The 19,968-nt window shown below is 36.1% G+C and carries 19 protein-coding genes; 4 read left to right on the top strand and 15 right to left on the bottom strand.

Features of this window, described 5'->3' with window-relative positions:
* Positions 1–200: 200 nt before the first annotated feature.
* On the bottom strand, positions 201–617 hold the full coding sequence (locus ACIQYS_RS02150) for an HXXEE domain-containing protein (RefSeq protein WP_402974174.1): 417 nt from the start codon (positions 615–617) through the stop codon (positions 201–203).
* Between the two features lie 242 nt (positions 618–859).
* Here ACIQYS_RS02150 and ACIQYS_RS02155 point away from each other — a divergent pair, with 242 nt between their 5' ends.
* Complete coding sequence (locus tag ACIQYS_RS02155; RefSeq protein WP_402974177.1) at positions 860–1,222, top strand: VOC family protein; 363 nt, start codon at positions 860–862, stop codon at positions 1,220–1,222.
* 41 nt (positions 1,223–1,263) lie between these two features.
* Here ACIQYS_RS02155 and ACIQYS_RS02160 read toward each other — a convergent pair whose 3' ends face one another.
* On the bottom strand, positions 1,264–2,526 hold the full coding sequence (locus ACIQYS_RS02160) for an MFS transporter (protein WP_402974180.1): 1,263 nt from the start codon (positions 2,524–2,526) through the stop codon (positions 1,264–1,266).
* A gap of 113 nt (positions 2,527–2,639) precedes the next feature.
* On the opposite strand from ACIQYS_RS02160, the gene ACIQYS_RS02165 reads away from it, so the two are divergent.
* Positions 2,640–3,872 (top strand): XRE family transcriptional regulator, encoded by a 1,233-nt coding sequence (locus ACIQYS_RS02165; protein WP_402974183.1) that lies wholly within the window; start codon positions 2,640–2,642, stop codon positions 3,870–3,872.
* Between the two features lie 69 nt (positions 3,873–3,941).
* On the opposite strand, the gene ACIQYS_RS02170 is transcribed toward ACIQYS_RS02165, so the two are convergent.
* From ACIQYS_RS02170 to ACIQYS_RS02190, 5 genes are all read right to left on the bottom strand, one after another.
* Positions 3,942–5,504: an aminotransferase class V-fold PLP-dependent enzyme gene (locus tag ACIQYS_RS02170; protein ID WP_402974186.1), complete on the bottom strand. Its 1,563-nt coding sequence runs from the start codon at positions 5,502–5,504 to the stop codon at positions 3,942–3,944.
* 15 nt (positions 5,505–5,519) lie between these two features.
* Positions 5,520–6,629 carry an ABC transporter permease gene (locus ACIQYS_RS02175; protein WP_402974189.1) on the bottom strand — a complete coding sequence of 370 codons (1,110 nt, stop codon included), beginning with the start codon at positions 6,627–6,629 and terminating at the stop codon, positions 5,520–5,522.
* Positions 6,626–7,900, bottom strand: a complete 1,275-nt coding sequence (locus ACIQYS_RS02180) for an ABC transporter permease (RefSeq protein WP_402974192.1) — start codon at positions 7,898–7,900, stop codon at positions 6,626–6,628. Before ACIQYS_RS02180 ends, ACIQYS_RS02175 begins: the two co-directional genes overlap by 4 nt.
* Before the next feature lie 11 nt (positions 7,901–7,911).
* Positions 7,912–8,841, bottom strand: a complete 930-nt coding sequence (locus ACIQYS_RS02185; RefSeq protein ID WP_402974195.1) for an ABC transporter ATP-binding protein — start codon at positions 8,839–8,841, stop codon at positions 7,912–7,914.
* Positions 8,842–9,001: 160 nt separating this feature from the next.
* Positions 9,002–10,393 carry an L-cystine transporter gene (locus tag ACIQYS_RS02190; RefSeq protein ID WP_402974198.1) on the bottom strand — a complete coding sequence of 464 codons (1,392 nt, stop codon included), beginning with the start codon at positions 10,391–10,393 and terminating at the stop codon, positions 9,002–9,004.
* A gap of 148 nt (positions 10,394–10,541) precedes the next feature.
* Here ACIQYS_RS02190 and cls point away from each other — a divergent pair, with 148 nt between their 5' ends.
* Positions 10,542–11,996 (top strand): cardiolipin synthase, encoded by a 1,455-nt coding sequence (gene cls, locus ACIQYS_RS02195; RefSeq protein ID WP_402974201.1) that lies wholly within the window; start codon positions 10,542–10,544, stop codon positions 11,994–11,996.
* Positions 11,997–12,031: 35 nt separating this feature from the next.
* Here cls and ACIQYS_RS02200 read toward each other — a convergent pair whose 3' ends face one another.
* The 5 genes from ACIQYS_RS02200 to ACIQYS_RS02220 all read right to left on the bottom strand — a co-directional run bounded on the left by ACIQYS_RS02200 (position 12,032) and on the right by ACIQYS_RS02220 (position 16,877).
* Positions 12,032–12,853, bottom strand: coding sequence for a M15 family metallopeptidase (locus ACIQYS_RS02200; RefSeq protein ID WP_402974204.1), 822 nt, complete (start codon positions 12,851–12,853; stop codon positions 12,032–12,034).
* Between the two features lie 901 nt (positions 12,854–13,754).
* Positions 13,755–14,000, bottom strand: coding sequence for a hypothetical protein (locus ACIQYS_RS02205; RefSeq protein WP_402974207.1), 246 nt, complete (start codon positions 13,998–14,000; stop codon positions 13,755–13,757).
* 258 nt (positions 14,001–14,258) lie between these two features.
* Positions 14,259–15,026, bottom strand: coding sequence for a membrane protein insertase YidC (yidC, locus tag ACIQYS_RS02210; protein ID WP_402974210.1), 768 nt, complete (start codon positions 15,024–15,026; stop codon positions 14,259–14,261).
* A 63-nt stretch (positions 15,027–15,089) separates the two neighbouring features.
* The gene (locus ACIQYS_RS02215; protein ID WP_402974213.1) at positions 15,090–15,881 is read right to left on the bottom strand and encodes a helix-turn-helix transcriptional regulator; all 792 of its coding nucleotides are present in this window, start codon (positions 15,879–15,881) and stop codon (positions 15,090–15,092) included.
* Between the two features lie 702 nt (positions 15,882–16,583).
* A complete protein-coding gene (locus tag ACIQYS_RS02220) occupies positions 16,584–16,877 on the bottom strand; it encodes a hypothetical protein (protein WP_402974216.1) in 294 nt (97 codons plus the stop codon).
* 179 nt (positions 16,878–17,056) lie between these two features.
* Here ACIQYS_RS02220 and ACIQYS_RS02225 point away from each other — a divergent pair, with 179 nt between their 5' ends.
* Positions 17,057–17,548, top strand: a complete 492-nt coding sequence (locus ACIQYS_RS02225) for a GNAT family N-acetyltransferase (protein WP_402974219.1) — start codon at positions 17,057–17,059, stop codon at positions 17,546–17,548.
* Between the two features lie 85 nt (positions 17,549–17,633).
* On the opposite strand, the gene ACIQYS_RS02230 is transcribed toward ACIQYS_RS02225, so the two are convergent.
* From ACIQYS_RS02230 to ACIQYS_RS02240, 3 genes are all read right to left on the bottom strand, one after another.
* Positions 17,634–18,083 carry a DUF4064 domain-containing protein gene (locus tag ACIQYS_RS02230; protein WP_402974222.1) on the bottom strand — a complete coding sequence of 150 codons (450 nt, stop codon included), beginning with the start codon at positions 18,081–18,083 and terminating at the stop codon, positions 17,634–17,636.
* A 325-nt stretch (positions 18,084–18,408) separates the two neighbouring features.
* A complete protein-coding gene (locus tag ACIQYS_RS02235; protein WP_402974225.1) occupies positions 18,409–18,690 on the bottom strand; it encodes a GNAT family N-acetyltransferase in 282 nt (93 codons plus the stop codon).
* A gap of 33 nt (positions 18,691–18,723) precedes the next feature.
* Positions 18,724–19,692 carry a ring-cleaving dioxygenase gene (locus tag ACIQYS_RS02240; RefSeq protein ID WP_402974227.1) on the bottom strand — a complete coding sequence of 323 codons (969 nt, stop codon included), beginning with the start codon at positions 19,690–19,692 and terminating at the stop codon, positions 18,724–18,726.
* Between the last annotated feature and the right edge of the window lie 276 nt (positions 19,693–19,968).

Below are 19,968 nucleotides of genomic sequence, written 5' to 3' on the forward strand. Positions count from 1 at the left end.
ACTATATTAAAAGCAACACGGTATTACCTCATTAGGGGTAATACCTACTTTTATATTATTATGAAATAAACCCATATATTTTATATAACTCTTTTCCCTAACCAATGAGCAAATAAAACAAGAGGAATTATAAGAAAACATAAAGGTAGACTTATAATAATAATCTTCCACGTTATGACTTCATTTACTAACAAAGCTTTCTATAACACTAAACTGTATGGAAGTATGATTATTAAAGATGTTATCGCTCCTGGAGTTATCGAACGGAAAAATATTGCTTGACCAATATGGGTAAATGCATGGATGAAAAAAGTTAATGTTACTGCTGTAAAAAAATAGATATTAGCAAATGCTCCGTGAGTTAAGTATTGGTTAGCCATAATTGTAGAACTGCTAACAAACAAAAATATAATTAATACTGCAAAAGCAAATTGTGCTGTGGACATGGAAAATTGTTTAACTACTCGATCAGCTAACTTTTGGGGTAATCTTTTATATACTTCGTGTCTATTCTTATTTAGCCAATTTTCGACCATAATAATTTCTTCGAAGTCATGAAAAATAAATAAAATAGGAAACAACCATATAAGAGTTTGAACATTTATCCATAGATCCATACCTCTACCTCTCTCAATTCATATTTGGCTCACTTTAAAATATGAAATTTTATAACTATTATACCAATCTTTAATTATGTAGTTATATACAAAAGGTGCAATTGAAAAAACTCCATAATCAAGTGTAAAGGGCTGTTTTTTTTCGACCAATTTTTTCATCTATTTTGCAGGTATCTTTTGTGAAATGTAGAACTGTTAAACTGACGTTTCTAATAATTTTTTCGGGAAAGAAGGTTAGTTGAATGGGAAGAGTAATTGGATTCGAACTAAATAGTCAAGAACCTGAAAAAGCAGCGGAATTTTATTCTAAAGTTTTCGATTGGGAAATTTCCGAACCTCACTGGGATTATCGGGCTGTTATTACTGGGATATCTGAAAAAGCTGGAATTGACGGGGGAATCGGAAAAGGGCCAAATGATTATCCCCATGGAACTCGTATTCAAATTGAAGTAAATTCAATTGATGAGGCAATTTCTAAAGCTAAAAACAATGGTGCGATGATTGTTCGAGAAAAAATGGAGTTTGATGATTTTTATCTTGCATACTTGATAGACCCTGTTGGAATTGGTTTTGGTCTTATTCAAAAAAGAGAAAACAAAGCCTAAATAAAATGCCAAGGAGACGAAATTGGCTCCTTGGCATTTTGCTATTCCATTTCAGGATGCGCTGTGCGAATAACGGATGGCCTTGCAAGTATTAATACGACTATTATTAATAACAGGCTCGATACGATGAGAATGCTTTCTGCGGGTAGCAGATCATATAAAAATCCATATATCACCGTTCCCAAAGGCATCAACGCCATCGCCATCGTTTCTATAATGGAAAATACGCGCCCTTTATAATCATCGTCAATCATTTTTTGCATCATGACCTGCATTGGGGTATTCGTAATAATCATTGCAGCCCCTAAACAAAACATTAATACAACATAATAACCGAACGTGACAAAGTAAGACATGCTTATGATTAATGGCATTGCTACTGCTCCCATAAGGATACCCATTATGATTATGCTTCTTTTAGAAAGCAATAAAGGATACTTCACTTCATTTCTAGTAGAGAAATAAATAGACAAGATCAACATTCCTACTGCGAAAGCACCTTCTGTGAGCCCGAAATGTTGGGAAGCGATTTTCAGCTTTTCGATTAATATAAAGGAATATCCTACCATATAAGCTCCAAATAAAAAATTGATAAAAAGGGAGATCCATATAATTGACTTCAAAATGGGTTGGTTTTTCAAATAACGCAAACCTTCTTTCATACTTTGAAGCATTGGTTCTTTTTCTTCTCCCTCTACTATTTCTTTGCGCTTGGCAAATAAAGTAAAATTCATCGTCGACTCCAAAATAATAGCAATAATGGATGCTACCATGTACATAATAAGGAATACTGGCATTGAAACTACTCCATATAGTAAACCACCTAATGCAGGACCTCCAATTGCAGCAAACGATATCGACATTTGGTTCAACGACATTGCTTTTTGAATTCTTCCCTCATCCACTAATCCAGTAATAGACGAACTAAATGTCACACTAGAAAACGTAGATGTTAAAGATAAAATAACGGTCGTAGTATAAATCGCCATTAATGATAAGCCTGCAGTTTTACTAACAATAAATAAACCAATTATCGCTAAAGTCGTCGCGATTTGCGAAACAATAACAATCATTTTCCTCGAATATCTATCTGCAGCGTATCCAGCAAACGGGGCAATTAATGTCCTTGGTAAAATACTGCAAATTAAATTCAACGCAAAATTTGAAGCGGATCCCGTCAATTGCAAAATATAAAAACTAATTGCAAATGCATACACTTGCGCCCCAAAACTAGAAATCATCTTACTAATGGTAAATGTCCACAAATGATAAGTAGCCCTTTTCAGCTTAAACGCTTCTTCCATTTTCAAATCCCCTTTGAAAAGTTTAATTTTATTAAACAAATAATAGCATATTGCACCTTTCATTTCAACAAAAAGTTTAATATAATTAAACTAATATAATGAGGTGAAAAATAGTGACACTTGGAGAACGAATTCGCAAACTAAGAAAACAACAAAAGCTAACATTAGAAGTACTTGCTGGTAGTGAGCTCACCAAAGGAATGCTCAGTTTAATCGAAAACAACAAAGCAAACCCTTCCATGGAAAGCTTAAATTATATAGCAGGCCGGCTAAGTGTGGATGTAGCTGATCTTTTAGAAGAGATTAGCAGCATCGAGTTAAGGGAGCTACTTGAAAAAGCAGAAATCCTCTTTAGCACAAAGTATGAGGATCTAACAAATGAGCATGAGCAATTGATTGAATTAGTAAAACCATATGTACCTAGGCTTACACAAGGATATGAAGCTGCACGTTTACTCGAAATGTATAGTCGCTGTTTATCTTTTAATAATGACAGTGACTCTGAACAGCTACTAAAACAAGTTGCAGTGATGTATGAGCAATTAAATTTAATTTCAAAACAAGGGGATATCGGGACATCCCTTGCATTAATTCCATATTTGAAGCACAAATATCAAGAATCGCTAGATGTACTTCTTAAAGAACGTGCAAAACTAGAAGCAAATCCGTTATGGATAGACCCCCTATCTCGGTTACACTACGACTATTTAGAAGCTACTTTATATTTTGCTGTAGGTAAATATGAAGATGCTATTCATGTAATGGAAAAGGCAATTGAGTATTCCAATAAACATAAAATATTTAAACAAGTGGATAATTTGTATAGATTAGCAGCTGCTCAAGCGATGATGGCTGAGGATGAGGAAAAAAAGGAGTATTATTTAAATAAACTTCTTGCATATAGTGAATTTGCCGAGGATGAGGATTCCAAGGTTTTCACCTATTACGCTGAAATACATTACTTAAATTCTTATAAAAAAATGTACGAAGATGCCGATCATTTATACAACAACTTTTTAAACAAAAAATTAATGCCCAAATTATTCGTTCCTTTCTTCCATCTTGAAAGAGGGAAAACCTTATACGGTTTACAACAATATGAGCAAGCAATTGAAAAGTTAAAAGAAGTTGTTATTCCCGACATTCTTCATCATCCAATCGATTTATCAATCTTCTATGAAAAAGATGCGTATATCGCATTATGTTACTTAGAGCTGAACGAAAAAGAAAAAGCACTCGAATTTGCAACAACCGCATTAAATAATATTAGTGAAATGCCATACACTCCTTATAAAAAGTTTATCGAAGAAACATATGAAAAAGTATCGTCTCTCCATCATTTCTGACTGGAGGACGACTCTTTTTATCCTATGTGGACGCAATAATTTTTATCCGGTAATGACGCCATTTTCTATTCATTTTGTATGGTATGTACGGTAATTATCCATCCAGTTTGTAAACTTCAACCAAGCATCTTCAAAATCTGGTTGAATACAGGAAACCTGAAGCAGTCCCCTTTCTACCAAATAATCACTTTTATAATGAAGATCAAAACCGGACATACGAGCATCTTCCGCTAAATAGGGAAAGACTTTTTCCTGCCAAGTAATAATCATTGGGTAAGGATTATTTGCTAGTAATTCTATTTGATGCTTTTCCACTTCTTTCTTCATAAACTTCATACGGTTTTGTAAAAGTTTATATCTCTTCCCTTTTTCATACGCTTTCAGGGCATATTCTAAACTTTGCACAAGTTGGGATGACATCGTAAACGGGATCATATGACTAGCAGTCAAACCTATATCTAAATAAGCAGGAATTTGATTACTCGTCACTATTTCCGTGTTAGAAAAGACGAATGCTAAACCACTCATGGTCCCAATAGCTTTCCCACTCACTCCGGTTGCTAAATAGACGCCATCCATTGAAAATGGAAGTGCACCAAAAGAACTTACACAATCTGCACATAGTAACACATTATATTTTTTACATATTTTAACTAATGATTCCAACTCGTTTAGCATTCCTGTCGAAGTTTCTCCGTGTGCTATGAGCAACCAACTATATTTACCAGTTGCAAGTTCGTGTTCAATCGCCGCCAGATCAAATGACGTCCCCCACCCATAAGCTTGTACCTCGTAGGCAAGTCCCCATCTTTCCGCTTGTTTTTCCAGACGTTCTCCAAAAGCTCCGTTCGTGAGGATCATTCCCCTCTCTCCTAGTACGTGTAGCTGCGCGATCATCGCTTCGTTCGCAAGCGTTCCACTTCCAGCTAAAAGATGTACATAAGCTGCTCCACTCATAGTCAAAAGGCTATTTTTTACACGTTCTAGCATCGCTTTAAAGGCATGCGCCCGATGAGAGATCGGACTTTCTAGAAATGCCTGTTGAATTATTTCCGAGTGTTGTACAGGTCCTGGATAAAACGAATATCTTTTTTGCTTAAAACGAGCAGCAACGGAACGATCAAATCGTTCTCTTGTTAGCACCATTGGGACGAAAAGGGCATCCCCCGTGCCAACAGTTTCTGCAAAAGGCTCAAAACCTAGCTGATTATATAATTTTTGTTCTCGGATTGTCCCAGATATAACTGCGGCCCCGTACCCATTCTCATACGCATAATCAGATAATGCACGCGCTAAATAGTAAAATACACGTCCATTTCGATGTGCTTTATCAACTGCCAGCAACCGTACCTCGCATAGCAGTCCTTCAAGTGCATCTTCCGGAAGCAAATCCTCCACTGGTCCTAGCTTTAAATCTAAGGAAAAAGGACGAACTGCACGAAATGCAACCATCCCTGCGAGCTCCTGATCCTTCAGCACAATCACATACACGTTTTCATGATGAAACGGATCAACTCGCATACCACTCGGATCCGTCTCATGTTGTGGGATTTCTTCCACAAATGTTTGATAGTTTAATCTCGCAATCGCTTCAAATTCTTCATCCGTCCTCGCAATTTTACACCAGTACATAAGAAACACTCCTATCTACTCACTAGAATGGTATCGTTCTGTTCTTTTTTCTAGTAAAGTAATACCTACTGCTATTAGCAATATCGCCAAAAGCATCATCATGCTTATATACGTAATGACCCCGCCTAAAGTTTCCCCATAAATCGTCACTCTTTTTAAAGCTTCCATTCCATAATAAATAGGTGATATCCACTTCATCGCAAGCAAACCTTCTGACTGTACAATTTCCAACGGCCAGTATGCTCCACCGATCATGGCAAAAGCTACCGCTAACAAAGAAATAATCACACCACTTTGACTCACTGTTTTCACAAGGGAGATGACAAATAATGAGAATGCCAGCACGAGCAATACGTAAAAACTACAAATAATAACGACTTTCCAGAAACCAACGTACATATTCGTGCCTATGAGAAATCGAAACACTAAAATGACTAATAGCATTTGAATAAGTCCGATTACATAACTAAACGATAAATGACCGAAATACAATTGGAATCTACTAATAGATGCGAGTTTTAGCCGGTTCCAAACACCAGAACGTTTATCTTCTAATATAAATTGCACGTTAATCGAAATGGTATAAAATACGAAATAGAGCATAAATCCAAATAAACTTTGTAACGCACCATCATATCTAAATACTTGTGATTCATCCATTGCAGATTTATTTATTTGAAAAGCATGGTCTTCCACTAGATCTTTCTCTACTTCCTCCCACTTATTCTCTCCACCTAATGCAATTACTTGATTCCGGAAACTAAGCTCATTGTATATTGTTTCAATTTCAAGAGATAGCATTCTTACTGTGTCTGATTCTATATTAGCAAGGACCGAGTACGTTTTTTCAGTTAACAACACACCAATTTTGTCACTATTTTCCTTTATCGTTTCTTTTAATTCTTCTTCGGTTAAAACGGTGATCGTATAATCATTATTGTTTTGCAGTTTTTCCAAAACATCTTCACTAATATTCGTTTCATCTGTAGCAACTAATAAAGTGAAACTACTACCGACGCCACCGCTTAGTATATACGCAAAAACAACGGTCATCACAGTCATCGAAATAAGAACGAACGGTTTTCTTTTTAAGTTTTGAAGTCTTGCAAGCCATATTCCCTTCATGATGTCACCCCTCTTTTCGGAAATAAAATAATGGCAAGCAACACACAAAGAATTAGCCAAGCATATAAAACAGGAAGATATGACCAAATTACCTCTAGCTCTCTACCTCTCTGAATCGATAAAATAGCGGTCATCATCGCCCCATTCGGCGTGAAATTACCAATATTAGCAAGTAAACTAGAAACATCTCCTATATTGAAGAATGAGCCCCCTAAAAAAGAAAATACAGAAACGACGAACCCAGTAAATACCGTAGATGCTCCTTCTGATTTCGTTCGCAATTGGATTGTTGTTAAGAAAGCAGAAAGCCCACCTACAAATAAGCTATAGCTTAAAACGATTACTAGCATAGCTTCTAGCCCGACCCAATCTATTCCCAAAACAAATTTACCAAATATTAATAGAATAGCTTGCTGTATAAAAGCGACCAAAGTTCCCATAAGGAAAATGGAGATAGCATACAACTTTGCGGATACCCCCGCTAAAATAAGCCGGTCATACACTTTCCACTGCACTTCCTGCAATGCAAACCCAGATAAAAATGATGGAATATAAAGTGCAAACATAACTAGCATTCCAACTGTGTAATAAATGGAAGCAGGAATTTTACGCTCTTTTTCTTCCAATACTTGCTCTATTTTTTCAACGGCTTGATTGTTTTGTATTATCTCATCAGGGGCAATCCCTGCTTTTGATAAGGCAAGTGATTTCGTATAACCAGTTTGCCAACTATCGATAATGGATTGAATTATCGACGCTCTTATTTCATTTTTTTGGCTTAAAAATAAATCTATTTCGGGTGTTTGGCTATCCTCAAAATAAGCTGATTTTATATAATTTATACGAAAGTTCGCTGGAATAGTTAGGATTCCATCGATTTCCTTATCTTCTCGTATCTTTTTTAAATCCACCGATTGTTTCTTCTCCAAAGCAATATAGTTGCTTACATCTTCAGAAGCTAATATAGCGTTTTCTAAAATATAAATAGGATCATTGCGTTTAAGCTCATTTCTAACAGCTTCCAGTGCAGGTCCAGTAATACCCTGATTCTCTAGAAAGCTGTGGATAGATGCTTCTTCTTGTTCCCAAGTCGATTCATCGACTAATACTAGTCTTGCTTGTATAGCCATTTCTTCGTCATTATTCATTACACTAGCAAGCGCAGTGGATAGAATAGTGATAAGTACGACTGGCATAACTAGTAAAATGATAAGCGGTTGCTTATTGCGCAAGAGCATTTTCATTTGTTTTCCGATTAGACTACTTAACATAACAAGTCCCCCTAGTCTCTTAATGCTCTTCCTGTTAAATGTAAAAATACATCTTCGAGTGAAGGAATTTTGACAACTGCAGAAGTAATTGTTACGTCATTTGAAGCTGCTAGCGCAAAAATGGTAGCAAGCGGTTTATCACTTTTAGGCAACGAAATCGAAAATGTCTCTTCTTCTTTCCTTATAGTTGCAGTCTTAAATTGTTTTTTGAGCGCTTCTTCAAATTCCGCAGAGAGGAGATTTGCTTGGAGCTCAATCGTTTGATTGTCTGAAACGAGGGATTTTAGCGCTTCTTTCGTTCCATGTGCGATAATTTCTCCTTGGTCCATAATATAGATTTTGTCGCAAAGCAGTTCTACTTCTTCCATATAATGACTTGTGTATAATAACGTCATTCCTTCTTCTACTAATTGTTTAACTGTATCCAAAATGTACGCTCTCGATTGAGGATCGATCCCTACTGTTGGTTCATCCATAATTAATATAGAAGGTTCGTGTAAAAGAGCTGCTCCAATATTTAACCTTCGCTTCATTCCACCAGAAAACGTTTTGACTATATCGTTTTGGCGATCGGTCAAGCCGATTTTCTGCAGTACTTCTTCCGTGCGTTTAGCGAGTAATTGCCCTTTTAGTCCATAAACACGTCCGAAAAAGTGGAGATTTTCTTTTGCAGATAGCTCTGGATACAATGCAATTTCTTGCGGTACTACACCGAGTACTTTTCGAAGCGATTCCGGATTTTTATTAATAGATTGTTCGTTCCAGATTACTTCTCCGCTAGTCGGCATGATCAGTGAAGAAAGCATGGAAATTGTTGTGGATTTACCTGCACCATTTGGACCAAGTAAACCTACGGACTCCCCTGCCTCTAGTTGCATATTAATATGCCGTACTACTTCCTTGTTTTTATATTTTTTATGTAAGTTAATTGCTTGTAGCATCCATCCAACTCCTTGTTAGCATAGTTGTATAAATTATATCAAACTATTCCCATAATTCCCGTACATCTAACCGTTAAGTTTATGTAAAAAGCACGAAAGATATTTTAGATCATAATAACTAAAAAGCCGCCCTCGAAAGGACGGCTTTTCTAGTTCTATTTTACGCTTCTGCTGTTTGCGTTTTTAGTGGAGTATCGTATACCTCTTTGTCTAATTCTCCTGTGATTTTCGCTGTTGCCACACCTGCTGTCATGGAACCACTTACGTTTACAGCTGTACGTCCCATATCGATTAATGGTTCTACTGAAACTAGTAAACCAGCTAATGCAACTGGTAAGTTTAAAGCTGATAGTACGAGAATCGCAGCAAATGTTGCTCCTCCACCAACTCCCGCTACACCAAATGAACTGATCGCTACAACCGCTACAACGGTTAAGATGAACATTGGATCAAGTGGATTAATCCCTTGAGACGGTGCAATCATAAATGCCAACATCGCCGGGTACACACCAGCACATCCATTTTGACCAATCGAAAGACCAAATGAGCCTGAGAAGTTCGCAATCCCTTCTGATACGCCTAGTTTCGATGTTTGCGTATTAATATTAATCGGTAACGTTCCTGCACTTGAACGAGAAGTAAACGCAAAGAGTAATGGCTCTGCTGCTTTTTTCAAATAAGTTATTGGATTTAGTCCAGATAACGAAATAATTAGTAAGTGCATACCAAACACAATTGCAAGTGCTACATAGGAAGCTACAACGAACTTTCCTAAGTTAAAGATCGCTCCAAAATCAGAGGTTGCTACAGTTCTAGCCATAATCGCTAAAATACCAAAAGGCGTTAATCGTAATACAATCTTCACTACGCTCATGACCAGTGCATAGCCTGCATCAATACCTTTCTTAATAATGGTTGCATTATCTTTGTCTCTACGCGAAACCCCTAAATAGGCGAATCCTAAAAATGCTGCAAAAATAACGACAGCGATCGTGGAGGTAGAACGTGCCCCTGTGAAATCTAAAAATGGATTTGCAGGAACTAAATCAAGTATTTGTTGAGGAAGTGCTTTGTCTGCTACTTCTGCAGAACGTCCTTCATAATACTCGGCACGCGCAGACTCGGCATCTCCTTGCACAATCTGATCCGAATTCAAATCAAAAATTGCCGCGGAACCAATACCTACAACTGCTGCAACTGCTGTTGTTCCGATAAGGAAACTTAAAATAATCGCTGCCATTTTACCGAAGTTTTTTCCGATCGTAATTTTCGTAAATGCTCCTAAAATGGAGATGAATACTAATGGCATTACGATCATCTGAAGAAGCTTCACATAACCTGTTCCAATCAAGTTATACCATTGCACAGATTCAGCTAATACTTCCGATGTTGCTCCATAAATAAAGTTAAGTGCTAAACCTAGTGCAATTCCTAGCCCTAACGCTGTAAATACTCTTTTTGAAAAAGATACATGTTTCTTTTGCATTATGATTAAAATCCCAACGAATAGCAACAAGGCTACTACATTAAGAAGAATAAATAATATATCCATCTAAAATACCTCCTTTTAACTCTTAAACTATAATAATTCTTTTAATCCTATTGGTCAAGTAGGTTTTATAGATTTTTGCTTTTCTTCTTTCTTTTCTTTAAATCAGCTATACTGAAGATAAACTCAAACTAAATTAGGGGGTGTTATTATGGCAGCAAGTGTTTATAGTTTACTCGTTTCCGGCATACTTATTTTAAATATTTTCCTCGCTATTGCATTAATATTCTTGGAGCGGCGAGACGCTTCTTCTACATGGGCTTGGATTATGATTCTGTTTTTTATCCCTATTGTAGGATTCGGTATTTACTTATTATTTGGAAGAAAGTTACGTAAAAAGCATTTGTTTCGATGGGAAGGAAAAAACAAGATTGGGATTGATAAACTAATCGAATTCCAAATGGAAGCTATAGAAGATGATTCATTCGATTTTCGCCTAGACGATGCTAGCCTCTATAAAGAGCTTATTATTATGCATTTGCACAATAACCACGCAGTTTTAACACAAGACAACGATGTGGAGATTTTCACGGATGGCCGTAAAAAATTCGATGCCCTCTTACATGATTTAGAAAATGCGAAAGATCATATTCATTTTCAATATTATATTTTTCGTTTAGACAACCTTGGGCAGCAGATTTACCAAGTGCTTTTAGCAAAAGCAAAACAAGGAGTAAAAGTTCGAATTTTATACGATGATACAGGCTCCCGTTCCTTAAGTAAAAGACATTTTAAAGAATTAATTGATTTAGGTGGAAGAGTGGAAGCTTTCTTTCCTGCCATTTTGCCTCTCATTAATCCTCGAATGAATTACCGTAATCACCGAAAAATTGTCGTAATTGATGGACGTATAGGCTATATAGGTGGCTTTAATGTAGGGGATGAATATTTGGGATTAAACAAAAAATTTGGGTACTGGCGAGATACACATTTACGTATTGAAGGGAGCTCCGTCCATCCTCTCCAAACACGTTTTATACTTGATTGGAACCAGGCTTCTGCAGAGCATGATATTGAATACTCCGATATTTTTTTCCCGGCTATTCCTTTAAAAGGTTCCGTTGGTTTACAAATTGTTTCGAGTGGTCCGGATTCTGAGTGGGAGCAAATAAAAAATGGTTACTTAAAGTTAATCATGATGGCCAAAAAGTATATTTATATACAAACCCCGTACTTCATTCCAGACGCTAGTTTTATGGACACATTGCGCATTGCCTGTTTATCAGGTATTGATGTGCGGATTATGATTCCAAACAAACCAGACCATATCTTTGTTTATTGGGCTACTTACTCTTACGTTGGGGAGCTAATAAAAGCCGGGGCGAAAATATATATTTACGAAAATGGATTTTTGCATACAAAAATGATTGTGATCGATGACGAAGCCTCAACGGTAGGTACAGCTAATATTGATGTACGTAGTTTCAAATTGAATTTCGAAGTAAATGCATTTATTTATGATCAAGAAACCTCTCATCAACTAGCTGAGATTTTCGAAGAAGATATGAAAGTTTCGACCGAGATGACGTGGGAGATTTACGAAGAACGAACGAAAATGATTAAATTTAAAGAATCGCTTGCACGATTATTATCACCAATATTATAGGAAAGAGGTTTCCATTAGTCGGAAACCTCTTTCTGTTATAAGTTCAAATATTCTTCTAATGTTGTTCCTGCTTCATAAACTTTTGGTGCAAGCTCTTTACCAACATACCTGAAATGCCATGGTTCGTACATATATCCGGTTATTTTTTCTTTTCCATTTGGATAGCGCATGATAAAACCGTATTTATGAGCATTGGCTGCCACCCATTTACCAGCTTCTGTTTCCCCGAAGCTCTCTCTCGCAAAATGCTGTTCGAAATGCTGTTCTCCTATATCAAAAGCGAGTCCTGATTGATGTTCAGAGTATCCCGGTCTTGCACTATAACGATCCGCTGCTTCTTGACCATCGTTACTCATATATTTTCCATATAAAGTTGTTTGATAATCAAATGAACGATACGTACTGAATGCAACTAGCTCATATCCAGAAAGCGTAGCTTCCGCTGCCATTTCCTCGAATGCTGCTCTTGCTTCCTTACTTTCACCAGGGGCAAAAGTAGATGGCAATGGATATTTTTTACTTACAATCAATACACCCTCCACATAAGTCGGTTCTTCCGGCAATGTTTCGTTACCCACATAACCTTTTGCTCCTGACATATCTATCTCGGGTTCTACTTCAGGTGGTGTTTCCACAACCGGTTCTTCCTCTACAGGTTTTTCTTCCACTTCTTCTGCGGGTACAGACTCTTCTGCATTATTCGAAAGACCTAAAGGAGCCATACTTTTATCTATATCCCAGTCATTCCACCAAATCCATCCGACAATTCCTACGATTAATACTACTAAAATCGATCCCGAAACAATATAGGGCCATTTTCTTTTTTTCTTCTGTAACAAACTATATCTTGACTGCATATTCTAGTCTTCCTTCTTTCCACTAACGATAATTCTAGTTTACCATTTTTTCACGAATAATTCGCTAGACTATCTTCTCATAATAAAAACAAAAACTACCCTACTAAAAGATAGTTTGCGCAAGTTAGGAATAATGCGTCTTGGCAAGTTGAATAAAGTGTCCGCAATTATTTTCGCTACAGGGCGGACGCTTTCCGTGGGGTGAGCGATGAACCTTCACCGACGCTACGCGTGCGCTGTGAAGTTTCATCTGTCTCACTTCATCCCACTGGAGTCGCCGCCCTTCCGCGAAAATCAAAGGAGCTTGCCGAATAATTAGTTTCTTGCTTAATAAACCAAAAATTTTAATTGAATCGAAGAGGAAAATCTATTATTAATAAGTATCTCGTGAAAATTTATCCAGTAAATGGATAATAGCAACCAATCAGTTATTGAAAACAATCAGTTCTATTCGGAGAGCAACCAAATTGCTGGTGAAAGCAACTAATTCTTAAAATAACAAGTTTACTTGAGATGAGACGACGATGATTACAAGGTGTTATTTCAAAATAAATGGTTGAATGATTCGTTCTTTATCCTAGAAAATGCTTCACATATTTTAAGACAGCATTTTCTAAATAGGTTTAATAAATATTGCGTAGTAGACCTGATCAATTTCAATCTCTGATAACTGCAGACACCAAATTAGCAAGAAATTCCTATTGATTGAAGCGGAAAGCGTCCGCCTGGAGCGGAAATCATAGCGGTAAATTCTTTAAGACGCATTGTCCTTACAATGCGCTTAATATAAAAAAAGTTGCATAACTTCTGTTGCTTAGAGATAGTTATCCACATAACATTTCTTTTATAATTATCTAAGCCGTAAAAAAATACGTCTACCTTTTTCAGGTAAACGCATTTTTTAAAATAATATTAAACCTAAAACAACGAAAAATAGGACAGTAAAGATGATCGCCATCGTTCTCATCCACTTCGCCTCACGTGGAAACCCTTTTTCTTTAAAACTTATCGCACGGTAACCATTACTCATTGCAAAAATGGCAGTCATAAATAGAACCGCCAAGTTTAAATTTCCTAGTACAATAAATACTAATGCGGTAATTGCAGCTGCAACAATTAAAACAGTAAAAATCCAATTTTTTTTCATTTCCTACACCTCACAAGAAAAAAACGAAGCTAGAACAGCTTCGTTTCATGATCAATTACGCCTCGGCGTAATTGCCGTCCAGATTTTGAATTGCGCTTGAGGCCAACATGATGTTGGTCATGCAGTCGTTGCGACAAAAGCACTTTTGCGACGAGCTTTGCGCAGGAGCAGGACGTCGCGAACTTAGACTGCCTTCAAAATCTGTGACATCCGCCTGAGCCTTAACTTGACTCACCAGTTATTATTTGCTGAGTCAAGTTATACTGATTCTTCTGCTTTCTCTGGATGATTCGAATAGAATTTTCGACCTAAGTATGTTTGGAATATTAATAATATCCCACCAACTGTCCAGTAAAGCGGCAATGCAGCCATTGAACTAAACGAGATGAACATAATCATAATAGGCGAAATATAAATCATCATTTTCATTTGTTGCTTTTGTTGTTCAGGGACTGTCCACAACGATACTTTCGCTTGGATGAAATACACAGCCCCAGCTACAAGCGTCATCGCAATATCAGGTGAACCTAAGTTAAACCATAAAAATGGATGTGCTTTAATCTCATCTGAGTGTGAAATAGCAAAGTATAATCCCATGACAATTGGCATTTGAATAAGCATTGGTAAACAACCCATATTCAATGGATTTACGCCATGTTTACGATATAAGCCCATCATTTCTTGCTGTAAAGCCATTTGTTCCTCTTTAGATTTTGTTTCTTTCAATTTCTTTTGAATTTCGTCCATTTCTGGTTTCAGCTTGTCCATTTTTACTTTCATGCCTTGTTGGTGCTTATAGTTTCTAAGCATTAACGGCATAAGAGCAAAACGGATGATAACTGTGATTGCAATAATTGCTAGGCCATAGCTACCATTGAACATTTCACCAAAGAAATGTATTAAAAATTCAAAAGGTCGAACAAATATATTGTAAAAAGTACCTTCTTTGTTTTCTACTCCCGAGCACCCGCTAAGAACTACTGCTGCGAATACAAGAATAGAAAGTAAACTAATCTTCTTTTTCAATTCATTCACCTACAATTATCAAACTATAACGAGTATACATCACTATGAAGCTATTTATCAAATCTAAAGCGATTTAGGCTCATTTGGGAAAATATATTTGAAATTTGGATGTTCCAAATGATTTCTAAATTGTTTTGGTGTTACACCTGTATATTTTTTAAATATACGGGTGAAATAACTTTGGTTACAAAAATGGAAAGTATCTGAAATATCCAAAATAGCTTTATTCGTATGGCGTAAAAAAAACTGGCATTCTTCGACTTTACGAATGTTTAAATATTCTACTAAAGTTACTCCAGTATGTTCCCTGAAAATACGCGACAAATGGCTAGTACTAATATTGAAATGGTTTGCAATATCCTCCACCGTTAAATTTGTCTCAATTCTATCGTTTATGAATAAGATTACTTTATTAACAGTTTGATGACCAAAGGAAGGTTTTTTTCTTTCCGTAATTACCAAAACAAAAAACTCTACTAGCTCATCTGCACATTGAAGGAATTGTGCATCATTCATTTGTGTATCAATAATATCAACACTAGCAATATTAAATGCCATAACTTTATCAGTAGGCACTTGGTTTTCGTATAGTCTTCTCGCCATAATGGCAGTTAATTGTATATAGTAATTTTTTACATTTAAAATCATTTCTTTCCCAGTTCTAGCAATGATTAGATCGATCATTTTTCTTAATACTTTTTTTGCTTCTTCAATTTCATATGAAAACATATGTAAAAATAGCTTCTTCTCTAATTCGAAAAACTGATCTAAACCCTCAATTCTATTTGTGACACCCATTTCTTTGTTATAAGACTTGGAGAAATACTCTAAGAATATTTTATCTTTACTATACATATAAACCTCATCTTTCTTTTTTCTAGTACTTTCGGAACCCAGACTTTAGGAACACTGAATCATTTTGTATCATTATACTGGAAATTAGAATTATTATCACTTAAAATAGGGAAAGTTTTTCACATATATTTTTCCAAATGCTATACCAGAATTTTTTAACTACTATTAATAAATTTATCGTTTGCTATATTTTATTTCGACATTTACCACTACTTTTTAAATAGCTTATATGAATTTTTTGGTTATTGTTCACATATTCCTTCCTCTAATCCCCCGCATTTCTAGTGCGAAAATTTTTTTTACACAGTTGCCAATTATGAGTCCGGCTGCTAATCACTTGGTGCAAATCCATTGTAACCGGCTTAGTTGTAGGTATGTATTCATTTTCGAATACAATTGAAAATGTAATTTCTAGATTGTTAACGGATAAAAAGGACCTTTTTATATTTTGCTATTTGGTCTGTTTGCAACGAGTGGAACGTTATTTTTGTATCAGTTGGTTTCGATCGAGCAAAACCGTAAAAACGTTAGCTTTTGGAATGGCTCTTAGTATGTTGGGCAAACGGAGATATTATCGTTTATGTATATTTGGATGGGGTTTTATGGGGTTGGCTTTGTGTTATTTCCTTCCATTAAGTCGCTATTAACTGATTCCACTGATTCTTCTTAATAAAATGAAAAAGTGCCCGTGATAGGCACTTTTTACTTTGTTTCTTCAGACTTTTTAGTTTTGTCTTGCACTTCTTCGTTATAGTACTGGACGCTTGTCATTGCCCCTTCGGATACCATTTTGTTATCTGGAATATCCTGGGGATCCGGATTGCCCGTTGCAGTTAAATCCGAATTATTATGCTTTTGTGCTTCCATATACGAATTTATTTTTGCTTTTGTATTATTAAAAGCTACAACCGCTTTGTCACGATTTTCTTTTTTTCTAAAATAGGCATATGCCCCCGCAGCGAGACCTGCTAATAATAACGATTTATTCTTTGCCATTTAAATTACCTCCGAGTTTCCTTAATGTATTACCTGTTAATATACATACCCTTATTTGCACTATATAAACTTATGTTCTGTCATTTTGCAAGTATTGTTTGTATTTTTATTCTGCTTATCTGTAGAAGATTGTTCGTATTTTTGATATGATAACAAAAAGAATTTAGAGGTGATTTCAAATGATTAGGGCGACGACGTTAGAAGATATTTCAACTGTACAACAAATCGCGAAGATCAGTTGGAACGAAACATATAAGGATATTATTCCGGATAATATACAAACACTGTTTTTAGAAAGAGCATATTCGAATACGATGCTTGCGAAACGAATGGAAAAAACAATCTTTTTAGTCGCCGAATATAAAGGGCAACCAGTTGGATTTGCCAGCTTTACCTACGTAGATGAAGACGGTGATGCAGAACTTACAGCTATTTACATACTGCCTGAGTATCAGCTACTTGGTTACGGTAAAAAGCTACTGCTAGCAGGATTGGAAGAGATGCACACTGGCCGCCAATTATTTGTTTATGTAGAAAGCAAAAATAAAAAAGCACGTGATTTTTATGAAAAATTTGGATTTGAGTGCTTAGAAGAATTTGACGAATATTTTGAAGGTCATCCTCTATCCACTGCAAAATATATGTATTTATTAAAAACACCAGCATTCTAAGCTAGTGTTTTTTTCTGTTTATAACGTTTTGTAGTATTCTTACCTAAAACAATGATTTTCCGTATTACTCCACTTTATTTAGTGTTTAGTATTCTTGCTCCGCAATCTGCACTGGCGACTTACGAACAAAACACATAATTGCAGCGATATACAATAAAATCGAAGTTATAGAAATAATTCCGGCAAATAGCCCAGCCAATATGAACATAACACCTGCAAGCTTTGGTTTATTATTTTTCGTTACAGCGACAATTCCAATAATATTTAACACGAGGCTAATCACAAGGACAATGATGAATCCCCATCCAAATGCACTGAACGCATTTGGTAGTACTTCAAACGCCTGTGCCAACATTTCCGCATCCTGCCCCGATAAGTTTGGATTATTTAATATTTCTTGTTGTAATTCAGCATTTACCGCTGGATCTTGAAGTGCAGCACTTCCACTCATTACAATAAAAGCTAAGGCTACAATTGCAACAACTGTAAAAACCGCACTTATAGCACCTAAAACAATTTCTCCTGTACGTGACATAAATAATACAACCTCCATTAAAAAAAAATTTACTATAATTATACTACGAACAGAGTTAATAAAAGTTTCGACTTTTTTAATCTTCCCTTCCTATTTTGAATTAAACCTGTTTATAAAACTCTTAAATTGGGTAATTATAAACTAACTCTGATACTAGAAAGGATGATTAGATGGAGAAAAAATTGATTTTTAACCAGTCTGATTTCTTTTACACATTGGCAGGTGCTTCTGTATTAACAGGTATTTTAGTATTGTTTACACAGTTTTAGTATATAAACGATAAAAAGGCAACCCACTTATTTAAAAGCGGATTGCCTTTTTATTTTTAGGCTTTTATATCATTATATTCATCTGATTTATTGAAGACTGCTACAACGTAGGAGCATACGGCTTCCATTTTCAAATTATTTTCGCGTGCATAGGAAGCGGCAGTATCGAGTAGTTTTTTTGCTACACCTTGGCCTCTTAACTTATCAGAAACGTAAGTGTGATCCATTACCATGATGTCTCCAAGTAATGTCCACGTTATTTCACCAAGTTTTTCTCCCTCTTGTATATACTCATATGCAAAAACGTCATTACCTAATTCTTTGTATTGAAAATCCATAGTCTACCACTCCTTTTCTGAATTTTAACACATTTATTTGTTAATTGACAACGGACGCAACTTGGCTTCAATTTGAGCTCTTTTCGGTTCTAAAAAAGGAGGTAATGCCAGTTTTTCACCAAGTGATTCCATCGGTTCATCGGAATCAAATCCTGGTTCATCTGTTGCCAATTCATATAAAATGCCGTTCGGCTCTCTAAAGTAAATCGATTTAAAATAATAACGATCCACTAATCCAGAAGTGGTAAATCCTTGCGAGCGTAATAATTCTTCCCATTTCGGATAATCTTCCATTGTTGGTACTCGGAATGCCACATGATGCACACTTCCCCTGCCCGGTCTCTCAACAGGCAAGTCCGTACGGGTTTCGATATGCACTTCTCCTGCTGGTCCACCTTCCCCTGTTGTATATACAAGAATATCCGGCATATTTTCTATTTGGGATGGGTAGGAGCCTGCTAACGTAAACCCAAGTATATCTTGAAGCACTTTTTCAGTTGGCGCCGATTTTCTTACTGTTAATGTAACTGGTCCTAAACCAACAATTGCGTTTTCAGCAGAAATTTCATCTTTTACCCATGCTTCCCCGTAAGGAATCCCTTTTCCATCATCTACAACGAGCTTCAATCTTGAGCCTTCAAAATCTTCAAAGTAAAGCGTGTTTCTACCATATCTTTCTACGATTTGATCATGAGGTACTTCGTATTGCTCAAATCTTGCTTTCCAAAATGCTAATGCATCATCGCTTTTTACACGAAACGCGGTGTTGCTAATACTAGATACTCCAGGATATGTTTTTCCTGCCATTGGAATGTCAAAGTACGTCATATCCGTTCCTGGTGTTCCAACTGCGTCTGCGTAGAATAAATGATACGAAGAGGTACTATCCTGATTGACACTTTTTTTCACTAAACGCATTCCTAATACTCTTGTGAAAAAATCATGATTTTTATCTGCATCTCCAGTAATTGCTGATACATGGTGTATACCTGCTAATTTCATCTTAATCTCCTCCTAAATTATTTATCTTGAATTCGAGATATATTAATTATATATTAACAAAGATTTATTTTGCATGCAAATAAAAAGGATAGTTCGCAATATAGGGGTAATGCGTCGTAGTGACCGCAGGGATTTTCGCTGCAGGGCGGACGCTTTCCGCTACAATCCATGAGAATTTCTTTCTAATTTAGTTCTGCAGTTCGGAGATGTAAATTGCTCAGGTTCACTGCGTACTATTTAGTAAACCTAATTAGAAAATGCTTTCTCTACATAAAA

Origin of the sequence: Psychrobacillus sp. NPDC096426 (assembly GCF_044762745.1) — a bacterium.
Lineage (GTDB): Bacteria > Bacillota > Bacilli > Bacillales_A > Planococcaceae > Psychrobacillus.